Origin of the sequence: Mesorhizobium sp. BR1-1-13 (genome assembly GCF_020165515.1) — a bacterium.
In the GTDB taxonomy this organism is placed as follows: Bacteria; Pseudomonadota; Alphaproteobacteria; order Rhizobiales; family Rhizobiaceae; genus Mesorhizobium.
The window spans coordinates 366,857-392,409 of the sequence record NZ_JAIUIH010000001.1; the positions used below are offsets into that span (position 1 = coordinate 366,857).

The 25,553-nt window shown below is 64.0% G+C and carries 23 protein-coding genes; 14 read left to right on the forward strand and 9 right to left on the reverse strand.

The genetic code is table 11. From position 1 onward, the window contains the following. From LB533_RS01860 to LB533_RS01870, 3 genes are read left to right on the forward strand one after another with little or no spacing between them, the layout of a single operon-like run. Positions 1 to 1,602 (forward strand): heme biosynthesis protein HemY, encoded by a 1,602-nt coding sequence (locus LB533_RS01860; protein ID WP_224676520.1) that lies wholly within the window; start codon positions 1 to 3, stop codon positions 1,600 to 1,602. A gap of 36 nt (positions 1,603 to 1,638) precedes the next feature. Then, positions 1,639 to 2,118, forward strand: a complete 480-nt coding sequence (locus LB533_RS01865) for a TerB family tellurite resistance protein (protein ID WP_224676521.1) — start codon at positions 1,639 to 1,641, stop codon at positions 2,116 to 2,118. A 14-nt stretch (positions 2,119 to 2,132) separates the two neighbouring features. Next, complete coding sequence (locus LB533_RS01870; RefSeq protein ID WP_224676522.1) at positions 2,133 to 2,870, forward strand: glutamine amidotransferase; 738 nt, start codon at positions 2,133 to 2,135, stop codon at positions 2,868 to 2,870. A gap of 21 nt (positions 2,871 to 2,891) precedes the next feature. On the opposite strand, the gene LB533_RS01875 is transcribed toward LB533_RS01870, so the two are convergent. Next, positions 2,892 to 3,122, reverse strand: a complete 231-nt coding sequence (locus LB533_RS01875; protein WP_224676523.1) for a hypothetical protein — start codon at positions 3,120 to 3,122, stop codon at positions 2,892 to 2,894. An 85-nt stretch (positions 3,123 to 3,207) separates the two neighbouring features. Further along, positions 3,208 to 4,446: an MFS transporter gene (locus LB533_RS01880; RefSeq protein ID WP_140580174.1), complete on the reverse strand. Its 1,239-nt coding sequence runs from the start codon at positions 4,444 to 4,446 to the stop codon at positions 3,208 to 3,210. Positions 4,447 to 5,277: 831 nt separating this feature from the next. On the opposite strand from LB533_RS01880, the gene LB533_RS01885 reads away from it, so the two are divergent. From LB533_RS01885 to LB533_RS01895, 3 genes are read left to right on the forward strand one after another with little or no spacing between them, the layout of a single operon-like run. Continuing rightward, complete coding sequence (locus LB533_RS01885; RefSeq protein ID WP_224676524.1) at positions 5,278 to 5,613, forward strand: hypothetical protein; 336 nt, start codon at positions 5,278 to 5,280, stop codon at positions 5,611 to 5,613. Between the two features lie 34 nt (positions 5,614 to 5,647). Continuing rightward, entirely contained in the window at positions 5,648 to 6,073 is a 426-nt protein-coding gene (locus LB533_RS01890; protein ID WP_224676525.1) for a hypothetical protein, read from the forward strand. A 34-nt stretch (positions 6,074 to 6,107) separates the two neighbouring features. Next, positions 6,108 to 6,515, forward strand: coding sequence for a lysozyme inhibitor LprI family protein (locus LB533_RS01895; protein WP_224659010.1), 408 nt, complete (start codon positions 6,108 to 6,110; stop codon positions 6,513 to 6,515). Between the two features lie 254 nt (positions 6,516 to 6,769). Here the strand turns inward: LB533_RS01895 and LB533_RS01900 are convergent, their stop codons facing one another. The 5 genes from LB533_RS01900 to LB533_RS01920 all read right to left on the reverse strand — a co-directional run bounded on the left by LB533_RS01900 (position 6,770) and on the right by LB533_RS01920 (position 13,042). Continuing rightward, on the reverse strand, positions 6,770 to 7,231 hold the full coding sequence (locus tag LB533_RS01900) for a MucR family transcriptional regulator (protein ID WP_140492615.1): 462 nt from the start codon (positions 7,229 to 7,231) through the stop codon (positions 6,770 to 6,772). Positions 7,232 to 7,447: 216 nt separating this feature from the next. Beyond that, on the reverse strand, positions 7,448 to 8,152 hold the full coding sequence (locus tag LB533_RS01905; protein ID WP_224676526.1) for an ROK family protein: 705 nt from the start codon (positions 8,150 to 8,152) through the stop codon (positions 7,448 to 7,450). A gap of 16 nt (positions 8,153 to 8,168) precedes the next feature. Continuing rightward, entirely contained in the window at positions 8,169 to 9,545 is a 1,377-nt protein-coding gene (gene zwf, locus LB533_RS01910; protein ID WP_140643378.1) for a glucose-6-phosphate dehydrogenase, read from the reverse strand. Positions 9,546 to 9,567: 22 nt separating this feature from the next. Continuing rightward, complete coding sequence (gene gnd, locus LB533_RS01915; protein WP_224676527.1) at positions 9,568 to 10,581, reverse strand: phosphogluconate dehydrogenase (NAD(+)-dependent, decarboxylating); 1,014 nt, start codon at positions 10,579 to 10,581, stop codon at positions 9,568 to 9,570. A gap of 43 nt (positions 10,582 to 10,624) precedes the next feature. Beyond that, positions 10,625 to 13,042: a glucan 1,4-alpha-glucosidase gene (locus LB533_RS01920; protein WP_224676528.1), complete on the reverse strand. Its 2,418-nt coding sequence runs from the start codon at positions 13,040 to 13,042 to the stop codon at positions 10,625 to 10,627. Positions 13,043 to 13,252: 210 nt separating this feature from the next. Between LB533_RS01920 and LB533_RS01925 the strand changes: the two genes are divergently transcribed. Genes LB533_RS01925 through LB533_RS01940 form a run of 4 tightly spaced genes read left to right on the forward strand, consistent with a single transcriptional unit; the run spans position 13,253 to position 17,706 of the window. Then, positions 13,253 to 14,266, forward strand: a complete 1,014-nt coding sequence (locus tag LB533_RS01925; protein ID WP_140662722.1) for an ABC transporter substrate-binding protein — start codon at positions 13,253 to 13,255, stop codon at positions 14,264 to 14,266. A gap of 49 nt (positions 14,267 to 14,315) precedes the next feature. Next, on the forward strand, positions 14,316 to 15,779 hold the full coding sequence (locus LB533_RS01930; RefSeq protein ID WP_224676529.1) for a sugar ABC transporter ATP-binding protein: 1,464 nt from the start codon (positions 14,316 to 14,318) through the stop codon (positions 15,777 to 15,779). Position 15,780: 1 nt separating this feature from the next. Next, entirely contained in the window at positions 15,781 to 16,755 is a 975-nt protein-coding gene (locus LB533_RS01935; protein WP_224676530.1) for an ABC transporter permease, read from the forward strand. 3 nt (positions 16,756 to 16,758) lie between these two features. Next, positions 16,759 to 17,706 (forward strand): ABC transporter permease, encoded by a 948-nt coding sequence (locus tag LB533_RS01940; protein ID WP_224676531.1) that lies wholly within the window; start codon positions 16,759 to 16,761, stop codon positions 17,704 to 17,706. A gap of 8 nt (positions 17,707 to 17,714) precedes the next feature. On the opposite strand, the gene LB533_RS01945 is transcribed toward LB533_RS01940, so the two are convergent. Then, positions 17,715 to 18,482, reverse strand: a complete 768-nt coding sequence (locus tag LB533_RS01945) for a TetR/AcrR family transcriptional regulator (RefSeq protein ID WP_318012491.1) — start codon at positions 18,480 to 18,482, stop codon at positions 17,715 to 17,717. On the opposite strand from LB533_RS01945, the gene LB533_RS01950 reads away from it, so the two are divergent. Both LB533_RS01950 and LB533_RS01955 read left to right on the forward strand, forming a co-directional pair. Then, positions 18,397 to 20,109: an MFS transporter gene (locus tag LB533_RS01950; RefSeq protein WP_224676532.1), complete on the forward strand. Its 1,713-nt coding sequence runs from the start codon at positions 18,397 to 18,399 to the stop codon at positions 20,107 to 20,109. The two genes, LB533_RS01945 and LB533_RS01950, sit on opposite strands and share 86 nt — an antisense overlap. Positions 20,110 to 20,207: 98 nt before the next feature. Continuing rightward, positions 20,208 to 22,280 (forward strand): 3-hydroxyacyl-CoA dehydrogenase NAD-binding domain-containing protein, encoded by a 2,073-nt coding sequence (locus LB533_RS01955; RefSeq protein ID WP_224676533.1) that lies wholly within the window; start codon positions 20,208 to 20,210, stop codon positions 22,278 to 22,280. 26 nt (positions 22,281 to 22,306) lie between these two features. On the opposite strand, the gene LB533_RS01960 is transcribed toward LB533_RS01955, so the two are convergent. Further along, positions 22,307 to 23,113: a helix-turn-helix transcriptional regulator gene (locus tag LB533_RS01960; protein WP_224676534.1), complete on the reverse strand. Its 807-nt coding sequence runs from the start codon at positions 23,111 to 23,113 to the stop codon at positions 22,307 to 22,309. 120 nt (positions 23,114 to 23,233) lie between these two features. Between LB533_RS01960 and LB533_RS01965 the strand changes: the two genes are divergently transcribed. Together LB533_RS01965 and LB533_RS01970 are read left to right on the forward strand one after the other, a co-directional pair. Continuing rightward, complete coding sequence (locus LB533_RS01965) at positions 23,234 to 24,370, forward strand: ABC transporter ATP-binding protein (protein WP_224676535.1); 1,137 nt, start codon at positions 23,234 to 23,236, stop codon at positions 24,368 to 24,370. Further along, positions 24,351 to 25,514, forward strand: a complete 1,164-nt coding sequence (locus LB533_RS01970; RefSeq protein ID WP_224556323.1) for a PotD/PotF family extracellular solute-binding protein — start codon at positions 24,351 to 24,353, stop codon at positions 25,512 to 25,514. The genes LB533_RS01965 and LB533_RS01970 overlap by 20 nt, the downstream gene beginning before the upstream one ends. The last annotated feature ends 39 nt before the right edge of the window (positions 25,515 to 25,553 follow it).

Sequence of the window (25,553 nt, forward strand, 5' to 3'; positions counted from 1 at the left end):
ATGATCCGAATCCTGCTCTTCCTCGCCGTCGTCTTCGCGCTGGGCCTAGGCTTTGCCTGGCTGGCGGACCGGCCGGGCGACATGGTCATCACCTTCAACGGCTACCAGTATCAGGTCAGCCTGATGGTGGCGGCGGTGGCGGTGGTCGCTGTCGTCGCGGCGGTGATGATCCTGTGGTGGCTGATCAAGTCGGTCTGGAACAGCCCCTACACCATTTCGCGCTATTTCCGGGTGCGGCGCCGCGACCGCGGCTATCAGGCGCTGTCGACCGGCATGATCGCCGCCGGCGCCGGCGACGGCGCACTGGCTCGCAAGAAGACCAAGGAAGCGGCCAAGCTGATCCGCTCCGACCAGGAGCCATTGATCCATCTGCTCGAGGCCCAGGCTTCGCTGCTCGAAGGCGACCACGAAGGCGCGCGCCAGAAATTCGAGAGCATGCTCAACGATCCCGAGATGCGGCTGCTCGGCCTGCGCGGACTTTATCTCGAAGCCGAGCGCCTGGGGGACCGCAATGCCGCCAGGCACTATGCCGGGCGCGCCGCCGGCATGGCGCCGCAACTGGCCTGGGCGGCCGAATCGACGCTTGAAGAGCTGACCGGTCGCGGCGACTGGGACGGCGCGCTGAAGTTGGTCGAGGCGCAGAAGGCGACCCGCCAGATCGAACGCGACGCCGCCAACCGCCGACGCGCCGTGCTGTTGACCGCCAAGGCGCAGTCACTCGCCGACAGCGATCCCGCGGCCGCCCGCACGGCGGCGATAGAGGCCAATCGGCTGCAGCCGGAGTTCGCGCCGGCCGCGGTCGCGGCTGCGACGCTGCTGTTTCGCCAGAACGACGTGCGCAAGGGCTCGAAAATACTCGAGACGGCCTGGAGGGCCGAACCGCATCCGGAGATAGCGGAGCTCTATACCCATGCAAGGCCAGGCGACGCCGTGCTCGATCGCCTCAACCGGGCGAAGAAATTGCAGGAGATGAGGAAGAACCACGCCGAATCCTCAATGACGGTGGCGCGCGCCGCGCTCGATGCGCAGGATTTTGCGACCGCCCGCCGCGAGGCCGAGGCGGCAATCCGGATGGACCGCCGCGAGGGCGCCTATCTGCTTCTGGCCGACATCGAAGAAGCCGAGACCGGCGACCAGGGCAAGGTGCGGCAGCTTCTGGCCAAGGCGGTGCGGGCGCCGCGCGATCCGGCCTGGGTCGCCGACGGCGTGGTCTCGGAGCGCTGGGCGCCGGTATCGCCGGTCACCGGCCGGCTCGATGCCTTCGAGTGGCGCGCGCCGATGGAGCGCCTCGGCCAACTGATCGACAGTCGTGACGAGGCGCCGGACGCTCCGGTGGTGGCCATCGAAGCGCCTGGCAGGCCAGCGCCGGAAAAGCCGGTCGAGGTGATCGATCATGCCGCTTCGGGGAGCGAGACGGCAGGCAAGCAGGCCGAGACCCACGAGGGCGATGTCAGGCCGGTGACGGCGCAGGCCTTCGCCGCGGAGCCTGACGATGCCGAGGCCGTCGAGCCGGCGGAGGAATTGGCGCGCCTGCCGGACGATCCCGGCGTCGATCCGGACGACGAGGCGGAAAAATCGCCGCGCCGGTTCCGGTTGTTTTGAGTTGTCCGGGTGGCCCGGTCGTTTGGGAATGGATCGATGTTCGAACGCGTTCTGTCGTTTCTGAGGGATTTGCCGACCGGCGCCGGTGCCCGCGCCAGCGCCGATGATCCACGCGTGGCGGCTTCGGCGCTGCTCTACCATGTCATGAACGCGGACGGCGTGCGCCAGGATGTCGAGTGGGAGCGGTTCAAGGCAGTGCTGGCGCAGACCTATTCGATCAACGGCAACGAACTAGACGCGCTGGCTGCGGCCGGCGAGCGCGCCGACAACGAGGCGATCGACCTCTATGCCTTCACCAGCGTGCTGAAGCGTCACCTCGATGCCGAAGGGCGCAAGGCTTTTATCGGCCTGATGTGGGAGATCGTCTATGCCGATGGCGAGCTGCACGAGCTGGAGGACAACACGGTCTGGCGCGTTGCCGAGCTGATCGGCGTCGAACGCCACGACCGGATCGAGGCGCGCCGCAAGGCGGCGGCCGGGTCGCCGGACGCCCTTGGAACGTCTAGCGACGAATAGGGTCCCATCTTACGATGCCGCCGAAGCCGTCGCGTTCGAAGCCGAGAATCCTGATCGTGCTGCATCAGGAGAATTCGAGCCCTGGGCGGGTCGGCCATATGCTTCTCGAAGAAGGCTTCGATCTCGACATCCGCCGTCCGCCGCTTGGCGATGCCTTGCCGGAGACACTCGACGCCCATGCCGGCGCCGTGGTGTTCGGCGGGCCGATGAGCGCCAATGACGAGGACGAATTCGTCCGCCGCGAGACCGACTGGCTTGAGGTTCCGCTGCGTGAGAACCGGCCGCTGCTGGGCATCTGCCTTGGTGCGCAGATGCTGGCCAACCATCTCGGCGGCAAGGTCGAGGGCCATGGCGAAGGTCTGGTCGAGATCGGCTGGTATCCGCTCAAGGCGACCGAAGCCGGCAGGCAGCTGATGCATTGGCCCGAAATGGTCTATCAGTTCCATCGCGAAGGTTTTTCGCTGCCCAGCGACGCGACACTGCTGGCTACGAACGAGACCTATCCCAACCAGGCCTTTCGCTACGGCGAGAATGCCTGGGGCATCCAGTTCCATGGCGAACTGACCCGAGTGATGATGCAGCGCTGGGTGGTGCGCGGCGCGCACCGCTTCGAATTGCCGGGCGCCCAGCCCGGCCGCGACCATCTCGGCGGCCGGCTCATCTGGGACATGCACCTCAAGCGCTGGCTGGACGAGTTCCTGGTGCTGATTTTCGGCGCCCGACGGCGCGGTCGCGGCACAACCATCCCCTGACGGCGGATCGTTTAACGCCTGCTAGTCCGAAAACGCCACGCTCACACCGCGCTGGCGAAAATAAGCCTGCATCAATTTGCGGCCCGAGCGGTTGTTCTGCGCCAGTTTGGTGGGATCGAACACCGCCTGCTTTATCCCCTCTCGTGCCAGCGCTGCCTTAAGCGTCGCGATATGGGCGTCGAGATCGGCATTGTCGGCGCGCAGCGACACATAGATCCTCTCGGTTGCCTCGGCCACGGTCGGTTCGCTCACAGGTATCGTCCTTTGGTTGGTCGGGCGGCGGCTTAGCACAGATTCGCAGCTCGCCGATACCGGTGGACCTGAATTCGATGCCCCGTCAGTTTCGTCCATTGAGGTGCCGCACCCTTCGGAGCGCCGGGAACAGGTAGGCCCACAGGCCGGCGACGGCGATGGCGCCGACGCCGCCGATGACGACGGCCGGCACCGTGCCGATCAGCGCCGCCATGGTGCCGGCGCGGAATTCGCCGAGCTCGTTGGAGGCGCCGACGAAGACCTGATTGACGGCGTTGACGCGGCCGCGGACATGATCGGGGGTCCAGAGCTGGATCAAGGTTTCCCTGATGTAGACGCTGAACATGTCGGTGGCGCCGAGGAAGGCCAATGCCAGGATCGACAGCCAGGCGATGGTCGACAGGCCGAACAGCACCGTAAAGGCGCCGAACGCGGCCACGAAGCCGAGCATGATCAGGCCCGCGTGGTTTCGGATAGGATGGCCAGCGAGCCAGATGGCGACACAGATGGCACCCACCCCTGGCGCCGAGCGCAGCAGACCAAGCCCCCAGGGGCCGAGTTGCAATATGTCGCGGGCATAGATCGGCAGCAGCGCCGAGGCGCCGGACAGGAGCACGGCGAAGAGATCGAGCGAGATGGCGCCAAGCACGATCTTCTCGCCCCAGATGTAACCAAAGCCGGCGAACAGGGTCTGCATGGTCGGCTTGTCGGTCTCGCTGCGCTGCGCCGGCCTCGGTATGGTGAAGATCAGCAGCCCGGCGACGAGCATCAGCGCCGTGGCCGTGCCATAGGCCACCTCGGCCGATACGCCGTAGAGCAGGCCGCCGGCGACCGGCCCGACGATGGTCGCCGTCTGCCAGGCCGACGAGTTCCAGGCGATGGCGTTGGCGAAATCCCGGGGCGGTACCAGATTGGCGAACAGCGACGACGAGGCCGGTCCGAAGAAGGCGCGGGCAATGCCGAACATGGCGAGCACGATGAAGATTGGCAGCGGGCCGCTGATGCCGCGCAGGGTCAGGATGAGCAGCGCGAGCGCGCAGATCGCCTCGAGCAGCACCGCCAGCGCCATGATCAGCCGGCGGCCGAAACGGTCGGCAACGACCCCGGTGACCAGCACCAGGAGCAGCGCAGGCAGGAACTGGACGATGCCGACAAGGCCGAGATCGAGCGGGTCGCGGGTCAGATCGTACATCTGCCAGCCGACCGCGACGGACACGATCATGGTGGCGAATGTGGTGAGGAAGCGCGCCGCCCAATAGCTCAGGAAGGAGCGATGGCGGAACGCGGCATAGCGCTGGTCCGGTGATATCTGTTCGGAGGTCATGGAACGAGGCCCCGTTAGAAGGATGGAGGCCGGCGGGGCACTTCCACGATGGACGCTGGTCCGGCCAGGGAACCCTTTAGCCCAGTTCGACGTATGAGGCGCGCAAAAACAGGTTCTGGATCAAGGATTTTCTGACGTGTTCCATCGAACGCACGAAACCCATAAGACCCAGCGGGACAGGAAAGCTTATCGGGTGTCTCGAAGACCGCATGTCTCCCCATCGTTCACGCGATAGCCTTGAAAGCCGATCAGTGAGCAGCATTCTTTCGGCCTGCCCACTGGCCTGGCCGAAACTTACCAATACATTGAGGTTCTGGCGATAATGCCGAGCGTCATTTTACCTTTATATATCGCCGTCCCTTGTGAATTGGAATAATAGGACATTTTATTTTAAAATAGTGCGAAGAGCGTAGGCGTAACCAGCAATCTTTTGCTGGCTCCTTTCTGTCACGTGCATTTAAGTACTTGCTAAATCAAGCAGGGTGCTTACTGGATTATTAAGCATTTTCAAGACAGAACTCAAGATCGGCCAATTTTCCCTTGCTAGCCGGGGACATCGGTTACAACCTATGGATACATCAACCGCGCCGGCGGATCGTTGGCATGCTTGGGCGGATGGGCGCTAGGCATGGAGAGGGAAATGGACATTCGCCAAGGCGGCTCCCGCTGGGAGCGTTCCCCTCGACTTGAGGAATTGCGACAGCCGGCCGCAAAGTCGTCGAATGCATGGACCACAGCCCGGGCGTTTCGTGGTCCGCGAAGCTTTTGTCCTCTTCCGATCGTCCCCCGATCGACGGATGAACCGCCGCCGGGGAGCGAGGAGAATAAATCATGAAACGTATAGTTTATTCGGTTATCGCCAGTGTTTTACTGGCGGTCGCCGGCTGCACCACCGACGATCAGACCATCGACACCAGGCCGCAATACGACAAGCAAGGCAATCCCAATTTCGATACGCGAGGCAGATACATTGGCTGCCATGGGATCGGATGCAAAGTCGATGACCCTGATGATGAGGATCAAAGCATCGACGACAGGCCGCAATACGACAGGCAAGGCAATCCAAACTTCGATACGCAGGGCAACTATCAGGGGTGCAATGGCATTGGCTGCCAGGTCGAGGCGCCTGACGATGACAATTCGTCGGATGACGGCGATTCCGACTGACAGCCACACTCCGTGAAGGAAGAGGAAATCACCTATGTCTGAACTCGGCGACTTGGTTCGACGGCACGCCAAAATCGTCGTGATCGGGCTGGCGGGGTTGATACCGACATCTGCTTTCGCGAACGATGCCTGCGACGGCGTCAAGGTCGAAGTGACGAAGGCGCGCAAACAGGAATATGCACCGCTCGTCGCTTCGGCGATGGACAATAAGTTCAAGCCCGCCCGCGCCAAGTTCATCACCATCTTGGAAAGCGGCAACTGGAGCGCCGCGTATGTCTCCACGCCTGTTAGCGATGACGGCGTGATGTTCTTCCAGACCGTCGACGGAAGGAAGCAGTTTCGTGACGTATGGGGCGGCTATGCCGATCCATCGGAGAAGGCTGAACTGGTGTCCTGGGCGAAGAAGCTTGGAGCACCGGAAAAGCTGGCCAGGTGCTTCGCCGAAACCGTTACGGAATGACGATGCCGCTCACCTGCAAAGAGGACGAGAACCCATGAAAACCGCAATTCTGACCGCCGCCGTGGTTCTGGCCATGCCGGCTTTCGCTTTTGCCAAGGACAAGTGCGCCGATGCCAAGGATCAGGCCACCATGAACCAGTGCGCCGATGCTTCGTTCAGGAAATCCGACAAGAAGCTCAACGAACTTTACAAGCAGATCGAAACCCGCCTGAAGGACGACGCGGATACCAAGAAGCTTCTTGTCCAAGCGCAGCAGGATTGGATCAAGTTCCGCGACGCCGAGTGCAATTTCCAGACCGCGGGAGCGGCCGGAGGCAGCATGGTCCCTATGCTCCTCTCGATGTGCATGGATGGCCTGACGCAATCCCGGGTCAAGGACTTCGAGGGTTACCTGAACTGCAAGGAAGGCGATCTGAGCTGTTCCGTTCCGGCAGCGAACTGAGCTTTCCTGCCTGCCTGCAGGCGGGGTGGAAAATCATTCCCTCAGCGCGGCGGAGACTTCTGGTTGGCGATCGAATTTCGGAGAGATTGTAACGGATGCGGTCGTAGCCGTATTCCTCCGGCGCCTCTTTCTCGATCACCATCCTGGTGTAGTTCATGGCTTGGCACGTCCAAGCCAAAAAAGCATGAAGCCTGCCAAGACGGAACCGCCGGCAGGCCTCAATCAAACCATTGGCTCAGCGCCGGAATGCGCGCTCAGGCCGAAACCTTGGCTTTCCTGCCCCTGGCCGGCGCTTTCGGGGCGACGGCCTTGCGGCCGAGACCGATCGACTTCGCCAGTTCCGAACGCGAGGCCGCGTAATTGGGAGCGACCATCGGATAGTCCGACGGCAAGCCCCATTTGGCGCGGTAAGCGTCCGGCGTCAGGCCGAAATGCACGCCCAGATGACGCTTCAGCGATTTGAACTTCTTGCCATCCTCCAGGCAGATGATGAAATCCGGCGTCACCGACTTCTTGGGATTGACCGCCGGCACGAGCGGCGCCGCCACGGGTACGGCCGGCTGGCCGAGCCCACTGATCGAAGCGCTGACGCTGGCGATGAGGTCGGCCAGGCCGGAGGCGGGCAGGCGGTTCTTCTCGACGTAAGCCGACACGATATGGGCGGTCAGCTCGAGAAGGTCGATATCCTTGCGAGCGTCGTTGCTGTCGTCGGTCAATCTGTTTTCCTCCGTCTATGGCGTATGGGGCCCGAAATCGGCACAGTTTCGGATGGGATGATGCGCAAAGTTGAAGTGCGGCGGCGTCTTTGCACGTCCCTCGCGGTGCGTCGCGATGTAGTGCGCCGGAATTCCTAGTCGGCAAATCTGCGCAATGCAACGACTTGGCCCAGCGTCGCACATTATTTTGAATAACTATACTGAACTGTAATACTATCAGACGATCAGGGCCTTGTCTCGCCACAGACGAAATCCGCCTTCGAAGGCGCGTGTGTTGTCGCCGCGCCTGCTGTCGGCGGGCAAATCGTCGAGCTTGTCGACATTGCCGCCGCCGATGACGACATAATCGGGCTGCATGGCGGCGCGCAGCCTCTCGACGACGTCGAAAACGGATTTGCGCCACTTCTTCTTGCCGCGTTTCACAAGGCCGCGTTCACCGACATAGTCCTCGAAGCTCTTGCCCTTCTTGTAGGGGAGATGGGCGAGCTCCATCGGCTGGGCTACGTTGTCGACGATCATCGCCGCACCCAGGCCGGTTCCCAGCCCCAGGAACAGCATGCGACCGCCTTCATAGCTGCCGATGGCCTGCATCAGCGCGTCGTTGACCACCTTGACCGGTTTGCCGAACTGCGCGGCGAAGTCGAAGCCGGCCCAGCCCCTGCCTAGATTGGCGGGATCGAGCAACGGCCTGTTGTGATGCACCGGGCCGGGATAGCCCATCGAGACGACGTCGTAGGAGAGCCCGTCGGCCAGCGCCTTCACCGCATCGATCATCTGCTGCGGTGTGAGATCCGGCCCGGAATCGGCGCGGTGCTCAGTGCCGCCTGCGCTGGTAAGGATCTTGATGTGCGAGCCGCCGATGTCGATCGACAGCACGGTCGGGTCGCTGCTCGCCGTTTTCGACCTTGCCGTCCTGCCCATGCTGCCGTCTCCCAGCCTATTTCGACGGATTGATCCAGCCGTTCGGCGGCCCGAAGCCGTTCATCGCCTCGGCCGGCCCCCAGGTCTTCGGTTCATAAAGATGCGGCGGCGTCGTGTCGCCGAGGACCGGCCCGACGATGCGCCAGGCAAGTTCGCTGGCGTCCTGACGGGTGAAAAGCTGGCCATTGCCGTTCATGGCGTCGCCGATCAGCCGTTCATAGGGCGGCATGTCGCCTTTGCTGTCGTCGAGCGCCGTCAGTTCGACCTGCTCGCCGATCATGTCGTCGCCCGCTGCCTTGCGCTGCGCGCCGATCGAGATCGCCACCTGCGGGTCGATGCGGAAGCGCACATAATTGGCGTCGTTCGGCTTGATCGGGTCGAAGACATCGAGCGGCGGCCGCTTCAGCCGCACGATCACCTCCGTGGCATGCACCGGCATGTTCTTGCCGGCGCGGATGAAGAACGGCACGTCGCGCCAGCGCCAGGTGTCGACGAGGAAGCGCACCGCGGCGAAGGTTTCGACCGGCGAGTTGGGCGCCACGCCGGGCTCGGCGAGATAGCCGTCGAACTGGCCGCGCACGATATCGTCCTTGGTCAAGGTGCGGATCGCGCGCAGCACTTGGACCTTCTCATCGATCAGGTCGTCGGCGGAACGGCCGACAGGCGGTTCCATCGCCAGCAGCAGGAGGATGTTGAGCAGATGGTTCTCGATCACGTCCCTGACGCAACCGACCTCGTCATAGAAGCGGCCGCGCCCGTCGATGCCGAAATCCTCGGCCATGGTGATCTGCACGCTCTCGACGAAATTGCGGTTCCAGATCGGTTCCAGGAAGGAGTTGGCGAAGCGGAAATAGAGCAGGTTCTGGATCGCTTCCTTGCCGAGATAGTGGTCGATGCGGAAGATCGACTGTTCGTCGAACACCAGATGCAGCACCCGGTTCAGCCAGCGTGCCGATTGCAGGTCATGGCCGAAGGGCTTTTCCACCATCAGCCGCGCGCCGCGCGCCGTGCCCGATTGCTCCAGGCCCTGGACCACCGTCTCGAACATGGTCGGCGGCACCGCCATATAGTGCAGCGGCCGCTGGGCGGTGCCCAGCGCGCTCTTCAGTTTCTCGAACGTGGCCGGATCGCGATAGTCGCCGCTGACATAGCGCAGCAGCGACGCGAGCTTGGCGAACACCTTCTCGTCGATCCTGCCGAGCGCATTGACGATGCCGTCACGCGCCCGATCCTGCAATTTCTTCAAATCCCAGGCGTCGAAGGCGACGCCGATTACCGGTTCGCTGAGCGTCCCTTTGGCGACCATGGCGTAGAGGGACGGAAATATCTTCTTGTGGGCGAGGTCGCCGGTCGCCCCGAAGAGCACCAGCGTGTCGGACCGTTCCTGGCTCATGAGTGCGTCTCTCCTGTCGCCGTCACGAGCCGGCCTTCGGTTTTTCGACATGGCCGCCGAAGGCATAGCGCATGGCCGACAAGAGCTTGTCGGCGAATTCGGATTCGCCTTGCGAGGAGAAGCGGTCGAACAGGGCCGACGACAGCACCGGGGCCGGCACGCCGGTGTCGATGGCTGCCTTCAGCGTCCAGCGTCCTTCACCCGAATCCGAGACCCTGCCGCCGAACTGGGTCAGCGCCGAATCGGCCTTCAGCGCGCCGGCCGTGAGGTCGAGCAGCCAGGAGCCGATGACGCTGCCGTGCCGCCAGACTTCGGCGACCTGGGGAAGGTCGATGTCGAACTGGTAATATTGCGGGTTTTCCAGCGGGCTGGTCTCGGCGTCGGCCGAACGTTGCCGTTTGCCGGCATTGGCCGACTTCAGGATGTTCATGCCCTCCGCATAGGCCGCCATGACGCCGTATTCGATGCCGTTATGGACCATCTTGACGAAATGTCCGGCTCCGCTAGGCCCGCAGTGGAGATAGCCGAAGGGCGCGGTTCCGGCGTCCTTGGCCGGATTGGCGCCGGCGTCGGCGCCCGGCGCCAGCGTGGCGAAGATCGGATCGAGATGCCGCACTGCCTCGTCCGGGCCACCGATCATCAGGCAGTAGCCGCGCTCCAGCCCCCAGACGCCGCCGCTGGTGCCGACATCGACATAGCTGAGGCCCTTGGCCGCGAGTTCAGCCGCCTGGTCGACGGCGTCGTGATAGTAGGAATTGCCGCCATCGATGATGATGTCGCCGGGTTCCATCAGCGCCGCCACCTGGTCGGCGATCGTGCCGGTGATCGCCGCCGGCAGCATCAGCCATGCGCTGCGCGGCTTGGCGAGCTTGCCGACGAACTCCTCCATCGAGGCTGCGCCGATCGCGCCGTCGCCGACCAGGGCCGCAACGCTTGCCGGGTTGATGTCGTAGACGACGCATTCGTGGCCGTCACGCATCAGGCGCCGGACCATGTTGGCGCCCATCCGGCCCAGTCCCATCATTCCGATCTGCATGGTCTCGTCCTTGTGTCTTGAAGAGGATCTGCCGGGAAAGGCTCTACAGTCTGTCCTGTTCACCAATGATGACGGAGAAGTCGACATTCTCCCAATCGCCGCTGCCGGGCCAGAAAAAAGTGAAGATCAGCGTGCTTCCCTCGGGCAGGCCGGCCACCGGCAGATCGGCGAGGTGGATGCCGAAGGCATTCTCGCTGGTCGCGCTGTCATGCACGGTCGCCCAATTGTCGACGCTCCAATGGACGGTCGCCTTTGCCAAAAGCTCGAGGCGCATTGTCTTGCCGGCCGGGATGGAGCGTATCTTGTTGTTGAAGCGCCAAGTCCTGAACGGCGAGACGGTCTTTTTGTCGATATAGCGTTCGACGCCTTGCGGCGGCCTGTCGAACACCGCGCCGTCGCGCAACGAGCGCAACAGCTTGATGTGTTCGGAATGCGCCCAGACCAGCGGCATGGCGCTGCCCGAGGGCTTGCCATGCCGCAGTTCGCGCTTGGGCAGGTCGGCGCCGTCCCAGACCTGCTCCGGCAACAGGCCGCCCGGCCCGGCCGAGCCCTCCATTGCCGCGAGCAGCAAGGTCGCCTTGTCCTTGCGTCCGGCCGCCAGCTCGTAATGGGCCCGCTCGCCGGCGAGCAACGGCCAGGGGCGGCCTTGGCCGGTGCCGTCGAATGGTGCGCCGTCCTCGTGCTCGCCATAGCCGTCGCCGGTGTAGCGATACCAGAGCGGCCCCTGCGGCAGCTGCCGGCGCAGCTGCGCGTCGATGACCTTGACCGTGTCGATGATGCGCGGATCGTCGGCTGCCCTGAGGCCAAAGCGCACCAGGGCCAATGCGTCCGGGCTGACGATTTCCTGCGCCGGCCGGTCGGTATCGCCAGGCGGGCGGTTCTTGATCGGCACATAGCCGTCCTTCGGCGAACCGGCCTCGGCGCTGTCGGGCGGTGCGATGCGGACATAGTAACCCGCGACGCCGGCCGCCTCGCAGCTTGCCGTGCCGGTGATATAGGTCCAGCGCTCGACCTGATCGTTCCAGCCGTCGGCGGTCTCGCGCAGATAGCTTGCTGCGTCCTGCTTGCCGCAGGCCTCCAGCATATCCGCGGCGGCAAGCAGCGCCGCGATCTCAACGGCGAGGGTGAACGGGCTGTAACCGGAATCCTCCTCCCAGCGGTCCTCGCCGGTGACGGGTCCATTGCGCACGACATAGGCTGCGGCGCGCTCGATCATTGGCAGGAAGGACAAGAGCCTGACGCGTGGCAGATGGCCCTGGCGCCGCAGCGCATCCGCCAGCAGCAGCGGAAAGGCGCATTCGTCCATCTGGATGCCCGGCCAATAGGCTGTCCCATCGAGCCAGGCGTTCTGCGGCCAGTGGCCATCCGGCTGCTGGATGGAGCAGAGATAGTCGAGGGTTTGCAGGGCCGAGGCGGCATCGCCGGCGGCGAGAAAGCCGCCCGCCGTCTCGACCAGATCGCGCGGCCAGACCAGATGGTAGCCGCCGAGATCGTCGTCGCCCTTGTCGAAGCCCCACGGGATCGACAGGCTGGCGACCGCCGCGCCCGGCATGAGCGATGACCGGTGCGTTGCCAGCACGGCGGTGGAGATCCTGTAGCTGTTCACTCCGGACGCGCCGTGGCGGTCCAGCCGCAGCAGGCCCGCCTGCCATTCGCGCCATTGTTCGGCGTAGGATGTTGCCGCCACCGCGAAACCCTGCCTGAGGCTGGCGAAGGCATTTCGAGCAGCCTCTTCGGGCGTCGCTCCGAAGCCCAGCGCCAGGACGGCTTTCGTGCTGGTGGCGGAAAAGCCGATTTCGCCGGTCAGCGCTACATTGCCGTCCTCGGCCCGCTGGCAGGCCGGATCGAGTTGGCCGGTGTGCTTGAGCTGCTGCCAGCCGTCGGAAACGCCGACATAACCGGCCGAGCAGCTCCGCCAGGATAGCGACGAGGCCAGCGCAAGGCAGGTGCTGCGGCCCCAGGCGAACAGCACAGGCTCTCCCTCATGGTCGCCGACCCAGGCGGTGTTGCCCATGCCGGCATTGACCAGATGCGGCGCCAGCAAGGCGTGGACGCGGTAGTCGCCCGGGGCGGCCTTGAGCGGCGTGAAGGTAATCTCCTGCAGCAAGGTGGGTCGCGCCGGGTCGGCCAGGATGCGCTTCTCGATCCGGTAGGCGCCGTCATCAGCGGTGTTGACCAGCCTGTAGGCTGGCACGCCCTCTTCGAATGGTTCGATGGCATGCGTGGCATCACGTTTTTCTTCCGAGAAATATCCGTTCGGGCCGGTGACGATCAGGCCGAGGTCGCGGGTGCAGGCACTGTCGACGCCGGGATAGTAGATCTCGTTCAGGATGCCATGGCTGAGCGTGAACCAGACGCGGCTCAACGGCGAAAGCGCCGCGCCGACGCCGCTCTTGGCGCTCGACGTCCAGCGCGCCGGAATTCCCGGAGCCCCCGGGGGAACGATCGGCGTCACTGCCATGCGTCTGCGGCCTCCTGCCTGCATGCCTAGCCCATCCACCGAAGCCTTTTCAATCGTCGCACCGCAATGTGATCGGTGGCTTCTTATGGATTGCAGTTGACAGCTCGCCGGCCTTCTGCACTTTTGTCTGACAATAGATAAAAAACAGGTACGCAAGCGCGATAGTCACCAGCAGCCATCAAAACCAGCAACTCTCGGGAGGAGTATGACATGAAGAAATTGTTCGTTCTGGGCACCCTTGCAGCGGTGCTCGCAGCCGGTACGGCGTTTGCCGACACCAGTGGCAAGAAGATTGCTTTCTCCAACAATTACGCCGGCAATTCGTGGCGGCAGGCGATGCTCGACAGCTATGGCATCGTCACCAAGAAAGCGGTGGACGACAAGATCGTCGCAGCGGCCGATGTCTTCACCACTGCCGACAAGGAAGTGCCGACGCAGGCAGCCCAGGTGCAGAACCTGATCCTGCAGGGCTATGACGCCATCGTCATCAACGCCGCCTCGCCGGATGCGCTGAACGGCGCCATCAAGCAGGCCTGCGATGCCGGCATCGTCGTCGTCTCCTTCGACGGCACCGTCACCGAGCCTTGTGCTTACCGCGTGGTCGTCGACTTCAAGGACATGGGCAAGCAGGAAGTCGAGCAGATGGCCAAGTTCCAGCCCAAGGGCGGCAATTTGCTTGAAATCCGTGGCCTCGCGGGCACGTCGATCGACGACGCCATTCATGCCGGCATCCTCGAAGGCGTCGCCGCTCACCCCGAATTCAAGATCGTCGGCTCGGTGACCGGTGACTGGGACCAGACCACGGCGCAGAAGGCGGTCGCGACCATTCTGCCGTCACTGCCCGAAATCGTCGGCATCGTCGACCAGGGCGGTGACGGCTATGGCGCCGCGCAAGCCTTCGCCGCCGCCGGCAAGCCGCGCCCGACCATCATCATGGGCAACCGCCAGGACGAGCTGAAGTGGTGGAAAGAGCAGAAGGAGAAGGACGGCTACCAGACCTGGTCGGCCTCCATCGCGCCCGGTGTGTCGACGCTGGCCTTCTGGGTGGCGCAGCAAGTGCTCGACGGCCGCAAGGACATTCCCCACGACCTGCTGGTGCCGTATCTCGCCTTCACCCAGGATGATTTCGAGGCCGCTCTGCCGAAGATCAAGGAGGGCGGGGTCGCCACGCACGAATATACGCAGGAAGACGCCATCGCGGCCATCAAAGCCAACATCAAGTGAACATCATACACGCGTTGCCGCGCGCATCGCCGACCGGATATCGTTGAGCATGCCTGACGGGAACGCGGACATCATCAGACTGAACGGCGCCGAAAAGCATTTCGGCGCCGTTCGCGCGCTTGGCGGCGTCGACTTCAGTGTCGAGCCCGGCGAGTGCGTCGGCCTCGTCGGCCACAACGGCGCCGGCAAATCGACGCTCATGCACATGGTGGCGGGCACGCTGACACCTGACAGCGGAACGATCGGCGTGCATGGCGAGGCCGAGGAGAACTACTCGGTGTCGCGGGCACAGCAGCTCGGCATACGCTGCGTGTTCCAGGAACTGTCGCTATGCCCCAATCTCAGCGTCGCCGAGAACACGCGCATCAACCACGCCTCGCTCACCGGCTTTGGCTGGCGGCGCAAGGCGGCCGAGCTGATCACGGCCAAGCTGGACGAAATCTTTCCAGACCATGGCATTTCGGCGTCCGACATCGCCGGTGACCTTTCCATCGGCCGGCGCCAGATGGTGGAGGTGGCGCGCGCGTTCACGCTGACCCGCGAGCCGCTGCACCTGGTCATCCTCGACGAGCCGACGTCCTCGCTCGACGCGCACACGGCGGGTCAGCTGCTTGCCTTCGTGCGCCGCTTCGTCGGGTCGGGCGGGAGCTGCATTCTCATCTCGCATGTGCTGGGCGAAGTGCTGCAGAACGCCGATCGCATCGTCGTGATGCGCGACGGCAAGGTTGTCGCCGCCGACGCGGCGAACGCCTTCGATCGCGATAGGCTGGTGGCCACCATGGGCGGTGCCGAAGGGCATCGGAGGACCGCCACCGAAATCCGGAAAGCCGAGGCCGGCCCGTTGCGCGTGCGCGCCCGGCCGATGCGGCAACAGGACGACAAGGAGCTGGTGGCCCGTGCCGGCGAGATCATCGGACTTGCCGGCTTGGCCGGCCATGGCCAAACCGACCTGCTGCTGGCGATCTTCGCCGCCGCATCCCGCGCCAAGGCCGGCATCGAGGTCACGGCGCCGGTGGCGCTTGTGGCCGGAGACCGCCAGGCGGACGGCATCTTTCCGCAGTGGTCGATCGCTGAAAATATCGGCATCCGCTCGCTGGCACGCCTGCGCAACGGGCTATTGATCTCGCCGCGGCGCGAGGCCGAACTGGCCGGGTTCTGGCAAAAGAAGATCGGCATCCGCACGCCGGATATGAACAACAACATCTTTTCGCTGTCGGGCGGCAACCAGCAGAAGGCCTTGTTCGCCCGGGCTCTCGGCTCCGATGCCGGGATCGTGCTGATGGACGACCCGATGCGCGGCGTCGACATCGGCACCAAGCTCGAGGTTTACGATCTCGTGCGCGAGGAGGCCGGCAAGGGCCGCACCTTCCTCTGGTACACCACAGAAACGGAAGAACTCGACAATTGCGACCATGTCTATGTCTTCAAGAACGGCCGCATCGTCGCCAATCTGACGCGCGACGAGCTGACGGAAGAAAAGATCATCCAGTCCTCCTTCGGCGACGCGGCCTGAGATGACGGCCGTCTCTGTTCAAAGCGGTTCGAAGACGTTTGGGAGCGGAGCGGCAGGCGCCCGCCTGCTGCGCGGGCTGCTGCCGGCGCTGTCGCTGGTGCTGGTGCTGCTCGCCATCGCCTGGCTCAATCCGCGCGCCATCAGCTATTTCGGCTTCGGCCTGATGCTGAACCTGGCGATCCCGATCGCGCTGGCGACGATCGCGCAGATGTTCGTCATATCGGGCAACGAGCTCGACCTGTCGATCGGCACCTTTGTCGGTTTCGTCGGCTGCGTCACCGCGACCTGGTTAAAGGACGCACCGCTCATCGGCGTCCTCGTCCTGCTCGGATCGATCGGCGTCTATGCGCTGCTCGGCGCGCTGATCCACCTGCGCAATTTGCCATCGATCGTGGTGACGCTGGGCATGAGTTTCGTCTGGCAGGGACTGGCCATTCTCGTCCTGCCCAAGCCGGGCGGCAAGGCGCCGGACTGGCTGCTGGCGATCGTGGCGTTCAAGCCGCCCTTTGTGCCCTTCCCGATCATCGCCGCGCTGCTGATTGGCCTCATCGTCCATTTCGGCCTGATGCGCACCTCCTATGGCGTCATCCTGCGCGGCTCGGGCGGCAACCCGGCTGCGCTCAAACGCGCCGGATGGTCGCTGCTCAAGACCAAGGTCGTGTTGTTCGCTCTGACGGGTCTGTTCGGCGTGCTGTCCGGAATGGCGCTGATCGGCATCACCACTTCGGCCGATGCCAATATCGGCAATGGCTACACGCTGCTTTCGATCGCCGGCGTCATCCTCGGCGGCGGCGAATTCGTCGGCGGCCGCGTGTCGCCGATCGGCGCAGTAATCGGCGCGCTGACCTTGGCGCTGGCGGCATCGCCGCTGCTCACCTTCATGCACATCCCGCCCGACTGGCAGGTGGCCGCCAATGGCGCCATCCTGATCATCGTGCTGGCGGCGCGGGTGCTGATCAGCCGCAAAGAGAGGTGAGCGATGACATTGCTGAGGTCGCTGACCGCCAAACCCTGGATCTGGTCGTTCATCGGCGCGTTTGTGGTGTGGCTGGCGACGATCGCCTTCACCGGCGGCTATGGCGCCGGCGGCATGATTACCGCCGCGCTGTCGCTGGCCGTGTTCACCGTCATCGTCGGCGTCGGCCAGATGTTCGTCATCACGCTTGGGCCGGGCAATGTCGACCTGTCGCTGCCGGCCAATATCGGGCTCGCCAGCGCGGTGGCCATGAAGGTGATGGGCGGCAGCGATGCCATGATCGTGGTCGGGCTGCTGGCCGCGCTTGCCTGTGGTGCGGCGATCGGTGCCGTCAACTATCTGCTGATCTGGGCGCTGCGAATACCGCCGATCATCGCCACTTTGTCGGCGAGCTTCATCATCCAGTCGGTCGACATCAGCTATGGGCGCGGATTGCAGATCAAGCCGCCCCCGGGCTTTGCCGATTTCGCCAACCGGCAGGTTCTCGGCATTCCGGTGCTGGCGGTTCTCACCGTGCTGTTCACCATCGGCGCGGCCATCGCCTTGCAGCGCATGATCTATGGCCGCTCGGTGCTGGCGATAGGCCAGAACATCCGTGCCGCCTGGCTCGCCGGCGTCAATGTCGGCCGCGTCCGTTTTCTCACCTACACGCTGTCAGGGGCGCTCGGCGGCATCGACGGCGCGCTGCTCGCCGGTTATTTCCGCGGCGCCAATGTCGATATCGGCAACGAGTATCTGCTGGCCTCGATCGCCGTGGTGGTCATCGGCGGCACGTCGGTGGCCGGCGGCAAGGCCAACGTGCCGGGCGTCTGGGGCGCGGCGCTGTTCCTGGTGCTGCTCTTGACCATGCTCAACACATTCGGGGTCAGTGCCGGCGTGCGGCTGTTGCTGACGGGGTTGATCATCGTTGGCGTGATTACGGCGGCGGGTGGGGAGAAGGCGCTGCGGTAACGCTCGCGTTACGACCCCAGATGCCGGGCGAGCATCAGCCGCAATTCCTCCAGCACGCCGTCGCGCAGTCTTTTCTCGCCGACCAGCGCCAAGGGAATGCGCATCAGTTGCGGCACGATGACGGCCAGCCGCTCGGCCTGACCCGCAGGCAGCGGCGGTTTGGCCTGCGCGAACAGAGCGGCGATCTGCTCGCGCCGGCGCGCCCGCATCTTGCGCCGCCAGCCTTCGTCGCCGTGCAAATCGAGCAGCGCCGAGTAGGCCGGATGCGTGGACAGGAAGTCGCCAAGCAGGTCAAACAGCGTATCGGCGATCACGGCCGCATTCAGGCCCGCGGTGCGTTCGCGCAAGGCATCTAGCTGTGCCGACAGGCCTTCCGCGTTCTCAGCCAATATGGCTTGAGCCAACGCCTCCTTGGTTGGGAAAAACAGGTAGAGCGTGCCGATGGCCGCGCCCGCTCGCACGGCGATCTCGGTCATCGTCGTGGCGTCGAAACCCTTCTCGACGAACAGTGCCGCAGCACTCCCCATAAGCGCCGCGACCCGTTCGCGCCCTCTTTTTTGCTGCGGCGCACGCGGATTCGACGCCGAGGCTCTTGCTTTTTCCGAGGTCATCCTCATATTTCCATACCTGAGACTATCCTCATATATAGCGCTGGCATCGACCACGCCAGCACCTTCGAGAGTTATCACCATGAATGCCGTCGCAGACAGCCGCCCGCAGAGCCACAAATGGATGGTTCTGAGCAACACCACGCTCGGCATGCTGGCCGCCGCCATTAATGGCTCGATCCTGCTGATCAGCCTGCCGGCGGTGTTTCGCGGCATTGGCCTCAAGGCACTCGACCCCGGCAACATCAACTATCTCTTGTGGGCGATCATCGGTTACATGATCGCCACGGCAGTGCTTGTCGTTGCCTTCGGCCGGCTCGGCGACCAGTTCGGCCGCACCAGGATGTACAATCTCGGCTTCGCTATCTTCACCGCCGCCTCGATTGCGCTCAGCGTGCTGCCCGGCCAGGGCGACTTTGCCGCTATGTACCTGATATCGGTGCGCATCATCCAGGGCATCGGCGGCGCGCTGATCATGGCCAATTCCACGGCGCTGCTGACCGACGCCTTCCCGGAGAACGAACGCGGCTTCGCGCTCGGCATCAATGTCGTGGCGGCCATCGGCGGCCAGTTCGTCGGCCTTCTGATCGGCGGCCTGCTCGCCGATACCGACTGGCGGCTGGTGTTCTGGATCAACGTGCCGTTCGGCCTCGTCGGCACGGTCTGGGCCTACCTGAAACTGCACGACGCGCCGAACCGTTCCACGCACACCATCGACTGGCTCGGCAACATCAGCTTCGGGCTTGGCCTCGTGCTCATCCTCACCGCCATAACCTACGGCCTGCAGCCCTATGGCGACCAGGTGATGGCGTGGACCAGCCCGAAAGTGCTGGCGCTGTTTGCCATCGGCTTTATCTCGCTGATTGCTTTCATTGTCATCGAACAGCGCGTGACCAAGCCGATGCTGGACCTCAAGCTGTTCCGCATTCCAGGCTTTGCCTACGGCAACATCGCCAATCTCGCATCGGGCATTGCGCGCGGCGGGCTGCAATTCATGCTGATCGTCTGGCTGCAAGGCATCTGGCTGCCGCTGCACGGCTATTCGTTCGAGGAGACGCCGCTGTGGTCGGCGATCTTCATGCTGCCGCTGACTGTCGGCTTCCTCATCGCCGGACCGGTGTCCGGCTACTTTTCCGACCGCGTCGGCGGCGTGCCCTTCGCGGTCGGCGGCATGGTCGTGGGGGCTGCGAGCTTCGTGGCCTTGATGGCACTGCCGGCCGACTTCTCCTACACGGCTTTCGCGGCACTTCTTTTCCTCAACGGCCTTGGCTCGGGCCTGTTCGTGGCGCCGAACTCGACGCAGATCATGAATTCGGTGCCGGCGCGCGAACGCGGCCAGGCCTCGGGCATGCGCGCCACGACGACGAACGCCGGACAGGTCCTGTCGATCGGTCTGTTCTTCAGCCTGATGATCGTCGGCCTTGCCGCCAGCCTGCCGCAGAGCATGGAGGCCGGCCTGCTGGCGCAGCATGTACCGGAGGCTGTCGCGCACCAGATCGCCAACATGCCGCCGGTCGCCAGCCTGTTCGCCGCTTTCCTGGGCTATAACCCGATGGGCGAGTTGATCCCGGCCGATGTGCTCAATGCGCTGCCGCAGCAGAGCATCGACACGCTGACCGGCCATGCCTTCTTCCCAGAACTGATGTCGGGACCGTTCAAGCATGGCCTGGTCTTCGCCTTCACCTTCTCGGCCATCCTCTATCTCATAGCGGCGTTCGCCTCCTGGCGCGGCGGCCGCAATGCTGGTGCTATGGTGCCGGAGATGATGGCGGCGGAGGCTGCCGGCCGGCGCTAATCATTGTGCCAGGCGGGCATCCGGTTTCCATCCAGGTCACGGCGCTGTAAATCCCCTTTGCGCGGCCACGGCCGCTCACCATTACGGGGAGATTTTGCTTGTCCAATTTCGTCAGCATCAGCCGTGACGGCGATGTCGCCATCGTCACCATCGACAACCCACCGGTCAACGCGCTGAGCTTCCATGTCCGCGCGCCGCTGATGCAGGCGCTGACCTTCTTGCGTGACGATCAATCGGTCGCGGCCATCGTCATCGCTTGCGCCGGCCGGACTTTCATTGCCGGCGCCGACATCACCGAATTCGGCAAGCCGGTGCAGCAGCCCGACCTGCGTACCATTGTCGCCGCATTGGAAACCATCGCCAAGCCCACGGTTGCCGCCGTCCACGGCACCGCGCTGGGCGGCGGGCTGGAGCTGGCGCTCGGCTGTCACTTCCGCGTTGCCGATGCAGGCGCCAGGCTCGGCCTGCCCGAGGTGAAGCTTGGGCTGCTGCCGGGCGGCGGCGGCACGGTGCGGCTGCCGCGCCTCGTCGGCGCGATCAAAGCGCTCAGGATGATCGTTTCCGGCGCGCCGATCGGTGCCGATGAGGCGCATGAAGCCGGACTGGTCGATGCTGTCTTCGAGAGTAACGTGACCACGCATGCTGTGAACTTCGCAAGGGAGATCGCCCGCAAGGGCGGGCCGTTCACGCCGGTGCGCGATCGCGATGACGAGATCAAGAAAACCGAGCTGGCCGCTTTCGATGCCGAGGCGGCGGATCTCGCCAGGAAGGCGCGCGGCCTCGACGCACCGATCGCTTGCGCGCAAGCGGTGCGCAATACCGTCACGATGTCGTTCGAGGAAGCTCTGGCTGCCGAACGCGCGCTGTTCATGAAGCTGGTCGCCGGCGATCAGTCGCGTGCGCAGCGGCATCTGTTCTTCGCCGAGCGTGAAGCCGCAAAGGTCCCAGGCAAGGATCTTGTCCGGCGCAGGATCGCCCGCGTCGGCGTCATCGGCGCCGGCACGATGGGCGGCGGCATCGCCATGGCCTTCGCCAATGGCGGTTTTCCAGTCACCTTGTTGGAGACCAGCGAGGAAGCCTTGCAGCGCGGGCTCGGCATGATCGAGAAGAATTATGCCGTCTCCGTTTCGCGCGGCTCCTTGACCGAGGACGCCAGGCGCCAACGCCTCGCTCAATTCAAGGGCTCCACCGACTATTCCGATCTCGCCGATTGCGACCTGATCATCGAGGCGGTGTTCGAGGACATGGCGGTCAAGAAAGAGGTGTTCGGCAAGCTCGATGCCGTGGCCAAGCCGGGAGCGATACTCGCCACCAACACATCCTATCTCGATATCGACGAGATCGCCGCCTCGATCTCGCGCCCGCAACACGTGCTCGGCCTGCACTTCTTCTCGCCGGCCAATGTCATGAAGCTGTTGGAAATCGTGCGCGCCGACAAGACCGCGCCCGACGCGCTGGCAACCGTAGTCGATTTGGCGCGGCGGATCGGCAAGGTGGCCGTCGTCGTCGGCGTCTGCCACGGCTTCGTCGGCAACCGCATGTTGGCTGCGCGTGGTTCTGAATCCGAAGCGTTGCTGCTGGAGGGCGCGACGCCCAGCCGGATCGACAAGGCCTTCACCGATTTCGGCTGGCCGATGGGGCCCTTCCAGATGAGCGACCTCGCCGGCCTCGACATTGGCTGGCGCAACCGCAAGGCGCGAGGCCAGGCGGCCGTGATCGCCGACACGTTGTGTGAACAGGGGCGTTTCGGCCAGAAGACCGGCCGTGGGTTCTATCTTTACGAGGCCGGGGCGCGCATGCCGGTTAGCGACCCTGAGGTCGAGGCGCTGATCCGCGAAAAGGCCGCCGAGAAGGGCATCGCGTCGCGCGAAATCAGTGCGGAAGAAATCATCGAGCGCACGCACTACCCACTGATCAATGAAGGAGCGAAAATCCTCGAAGAAGGGATAGCCGCCCACGCCTCCGACATCGATGTCATCTGGGTCAACGGCTATGGCTTTCCCATCGGCAAGGGCGGGCCGATGTTCTGGGCCGGTCTGGAAGGCCCGACCGGGATCGTCCAGCGGCTCGAATATTGGCATCAGCGGACGGGCAAGGATGTTTTCAAGCCGGTGCGGCTGCTGAAACGGATGGCCGAGACCGGCTCCTGGGAGGCTGGCGCAAGACCCTGATCGAAAGGTGGTCGAAGAGCGTTGGACTATCTTATCCGCGCGTCGATGATTTCGACAAAGCGGGCAAAAAGGCCGGCCTGCGACTTGATCTTGAGCTTGCGATAGATGTTGCGGCGATGAACCTTAACCGTCCCCGGCACGATGCGCATGGCCCGGGCGATCGATTCGGTGGAATGCCCTTGCAGCACCAGGTCGACGACATGCTTTTCGCGCGGCGTCAGCGACAGGCTCTTCCAGATATGGGCGCGGTCGAACTCGTTGACCGCCGCCAACGCCTCGTCTTGCGTGGCCTCGGGCGGCTCGTCGGCGGGAAGGGCGGGCCAGCGCAACCGGGCGAAGGCGACCACCGCCGGCGCCATGTCGCGCAGCAGTCTGGCGTCGGCGGTTCCGAACGGACCTGAAGCGCGCAGCCGCATCAGCGACAGCACCAGCGCATCCTTGCCCGACAGCGGCACGAAGAAGCCGACCTCCTCGGCCAGCCTGGTCTGGCTGTAATAGGAGCGAAAATATTCGCTGGCGTAGAAACGGTCGGGCGCCAGCTCGCGCATGCGCCAGAACCCTTCCTTGCGCTCGACCGCCGCGTGGTGGAACGGATCCAGCAGGTATGGGCCTTCCTGGTAGAGCGCAACGAAGACATGGCTCTCGGCCGACGAGAAGGTCTCGAACAGCAGCGGCGGGCGTGCAGCGCCGCGATAGCCGAAGACCACGCAGTGGTCGAAGCCGACATGCTGCCGCAGCCAAGCGACCATCGCCTTGCCGAAGACGTCGCCGCTTGTCTCCCGCGTCGCCGTGACCAGCGCGGCGAGCCGGCTGTAGTCGTCGCTGCGGGACATCCCAATACCCCCTTAAACGAGAAAATAGGTCAGATATACCACCTGCGAGGTATATACTAGCTGCCATTAGCTCTGGTAGCGTCCCGAAATCGCATCGTCCTGTCGCTGGAGCCCGCAGCCTTGACCGCAGTGCCCGACATCGAATTTCGCGGCGTCACCAAGCGCTATGGCGCGGTGACCGCGGTCAGCGGCATCGATCTGGCCGTGCCGCCTTCCGCCTTCGTCGCCCTGCTCGGACCATCCGGCTGCGGCAAGACGACCTGCCTGCGCATGATCGGTGGCTTCGAGCAGCCGAGCGAGGGCAAGGTGTTCATCCGCGGCCAGGACATGGCCGGCACGCCCCCCTACAGGCGGCCTGTCAACATGGTGTTCCAGCAATATGCCCTGTTCCCGCATCTGGATGTGAACGACAATGTCGCCTACGGATTGCGCCAGGCACGACCGCGGCTGTCGTCGCGCGAGATCGGCCTGCGGGCAGGCAAGGCGCTGGAAATGGTGCGGCTCGCCGGGTATGGCGGCCGCAAGGTCCACGAACTGTCCGGCGGCCAGCAGCAGCGCGTCGCTCTTGCCCGCGCACTGGTCAACAAGCCGGCGGTGCTGCTGCTCGACGAGCCGCTGGCGGCGCTCGACAAGAAGCTGCGCACCGACATGCAGATCGAATTGCAGAACCTGCAACGCGAGATCGGCATCACCTTCGTGCTGGTCACCCACGACCAGGAGGAAGCGCTGTCGATGAGCGATTTCGTCTGCGTCATGAATGGCGGCCGCATCGTTCAACTTGGGCAGCCGAGCGAGATTTATGACGAACCGGCCGACCTGTTCGTCGCCGATTTCGTCGGCAAGACCAATCTGTTGAGCGGCGCCGTCGCCGGCCATTCAGGCGATCTGGTGGATGTGAAGCTGGCGGATGGTACGGTCATTGTCGCGCGCAAGCGGGCGGCCTTGCGGCAGGGCGAAACCGTTTCGGTCAGCCTGCGTCCTGAATCGCTCAGCCTTGGTGGCCCTAAAAGCGGGCCGCTCAGAGGCATCGTCCGCAACCGGATTTTTCTTGGCTCGACGGCGGAATACGCGGTCGAGATCCAGGGCATCGGAACGCTGCTGGCCAAGGCCGACCATGTGATCGGCCATGGCAATCTCTTCAAGCCGGGTGAACCCGTCGCCATCGGCTTTGCCGCCGGAACGCCGCTGGCGTTTGCGGACCCAAAGAACAACGGGACCAACCAGAGGGTAGAAAAACATGTCGAAATCATATCGTGACGGACTGCCGATAAGCCCCGAGAATTTCGTCGACCAGCTGATGCGTTTGAAGCGCGGCTCGATCGGCCGCCGCGACTTCCTTGGCCTCACCGGCCTCGGCATCGCGACGGCGGTGATGGCGCGCGAGGTCGGCATTATGCCGACGCCGGCCTTCGCCGACGAAAACCTCGGCGACCGCATGTCGATCGCCACATGGCCCAATTATCACGATCCCCAGACCTTCGAGAACTTCAAGAAGGACACCGGCGTCGCTGTCGAGGTCAATGTGTTCGGCTCCAATGAGGAGATGCTGGCCAAATTGCAGGCCGGGGCCTCGGGCTGGAGCCTGTTCGTCCCGACCAACTACACGATCTCGACCTACAAGAAACTCGGCATCATCGAGCCGCTCGACATGGCCAAGCTGCCGAATTTCGACGGCACGCAGGAAGATCCGCGCTTCACCTCGGAAGGCACGATCGACAGCACCATCTATGCGGTGCCGAAGAACTGGGGCACCACTGGCTTTGCCGTCAACACCAAGAAACTGACCAAGCCGATGACGAGCTGGAAGGAGTTCTGGGACACGGCCATGGCGGAAGGCGATGGCCGCACCATGGTCCACGACTACCAGCTGACCACGATCGGCAATGCGCTGAAATATTATGGCTACTCCTTCAACTCGCTGAAGCAGGACGAGCTCGCCAAGGCGGAGGAACTGTTGCTCAAGGTCAAGCCGCATCTGTTCGCGGTGTCATCCGACTACCAGCCTGGCATGCGCGCGGGCGATGCCTGGATGACAATGTGCTGGACCAATGACGGCGCGCAGCTTCATCGCGACATTCCGGAGATCGCCTATGTGCTGGGCAAGGAAGGCGGCGAGATCTGGACCGACTTCTACGCCATTCCGAAGGACGCGCCGAACAAGCCGGCCGGTTATGCCCTGCTCAACTACTTGATGAACCCGCAGGTCGCGGTCAAGGAACACCTCGCCAACGGCGCGCCTTCCACCGACGCGCGCGTCAACAAGCTGCTGCCCAAGGAAGTGCTGGACAATCCGATCCTCTATCCGGCGGCCGACCTGTTGACGCCGCTGGAGTTCGGCGCGGCGGCAACGCTGACCGATCCGGGCCGCGCCGAGCTGATGGCGCGCTTCAAGTCGGCTTGAGCCAGGCGGGCACAAATCCCATTCGAGACAACTTGACCG

Excerpts from the sequence above, each read along its gene's own strand:
- LB533_RS01895 (WP_224659010.1), top strand. The coding sequence starts at position 6,108 with ATGAAAACCGCAATTCTGACCGCCGCCGTGGTTCTGGCCATGCCGGCT.
- LB533_RS01925 (WP_140662722.1), top strand. The coding sequence starts at position 13,253 with ATGAAGAAATTGTTCGTTCTGGGCACCCTTGCAGCGGTGCTCGCAGCC.
- zwf (WP_140643378.1), bottom strand. The coding sequence starts at position 9,545 with ATGAGCCAGGAACGGTCCGACACGCTGGTGCTCTTCGGGGCGACCGGC.
- LB533_RS01970 (WP_224556323.1), top strand. The coding sequence starts at position 24,351 with ATGTCGAAATCATATCGTGACGGACTGCCGATAAGCCCCGAGAATTTC.
- LB533_RS01905 (WP_224676526.1), bottom strand. The coding sequence starts at position 8,152 with ATGGGCAGGACGGCAAGGTCGAAAACGGCGAGCAGCGACCCGACCGTG.
- LB533_RS01920 (WP_224676528.1), bottom strand. The coding sequence starts at position 13,042 with ATGGCAGTGACGCCGATCGTTCCCCCGGGGGCTCCGGGAATTCCGGCG.
- LB533_RS01860 (WP_224676520.1), top strand. The coding sequence starts at position 1 with ATGATCCGAATCCTGCTCTTCCTCGCCGTCGTCTTCGCGCTGGGCCTA.
- LB533_RS01870 (WP_224676522.1), top strand. The coding sequence starts at position 2,133 with ATGCCGCCGAAGCCGTCGCGTTCGAAGCCGAGAATCCTGATCGTGCTG.
- gnd (WP_224676527.1), bottom strand. The coding sequence starts at position 10,581 with ATGCAGATCGGAATGATGGGACTGGGCCGGATGGGCGCCAACATGGTC.
- LB533_RS01865 (WP_224676521.1), top strand. The coding sequence starts at position 1,639 with ATGTTCGAACGCGTTCTGTCGTTTCTGAGGGATTTGCCGACCGGCGCC.
- LB533_RS01880 (WP_140580174.1), bottom strand. The coding sequence starts at position 4,446 with ATGACCTCCGAACAGATATCACCGGACCAGCGCTATGCCGCGTTCCGC.
- LB533_RS01930 (WP_224676529.1), top strand. The coding sequence starts at position 14,316 with ATGCCTGACGGGAACGCGGACATCATCAGACTGAACGGCGCCGAAAAG.
- LB533_RS01940 (WP_224676531.1), top strand. The coding sequence starts at position 16,759 with ATGACATTGCTGAGGTCGCTGACCGCCAAACCCTGGATCTGGTCGTTC.
- LB533_RS01950 (WP_224676532.1), top strand. The coding sequence starts at position 18,397 with ATGAATGCCGTCGCAGACAGCCGCCCGCAGAGCCACAAATGGATGGTT.
- LB533_RS01890 (WP_224676525.1), top strand. The coding sequence starts at position 5,648 with ATGTCTGAACTCGGCGACTTGGTTCGACGGCACGCCAAAATCGTCGTG.
- LB533_RS01960 (WP_224676534.1), bottom strand. The coding sequence starts at position 23,113 with ATGTCCCGCAGCGACGACTACAGCCGGCTCGCCGCGCTGGTCACGGCG.
- LB533_RS01945 (WP_318012491.1), bottom strand. The coding sequence starts at position 18,482 with ATGGCGGCGGCCAGCATGCCGAGCGTGGTGTTGCTCAGAACCATCCAT.
- LB533_RS01935 (WP_224676530.1), top strand. The coding sequence starts at position 15,781 with ATGACGGCCGTCTCTGTTCAAAGCGGTTCGAAGACGTTTGGGAGCGGA.
- LB533_RS01885 (WP_224676524.1), top strand. The coding sequence starts at position 5,278 with ATGAAACGTATAGTTTATTCGGTTATCGCCAGTGTTTTACTGGCGGTC.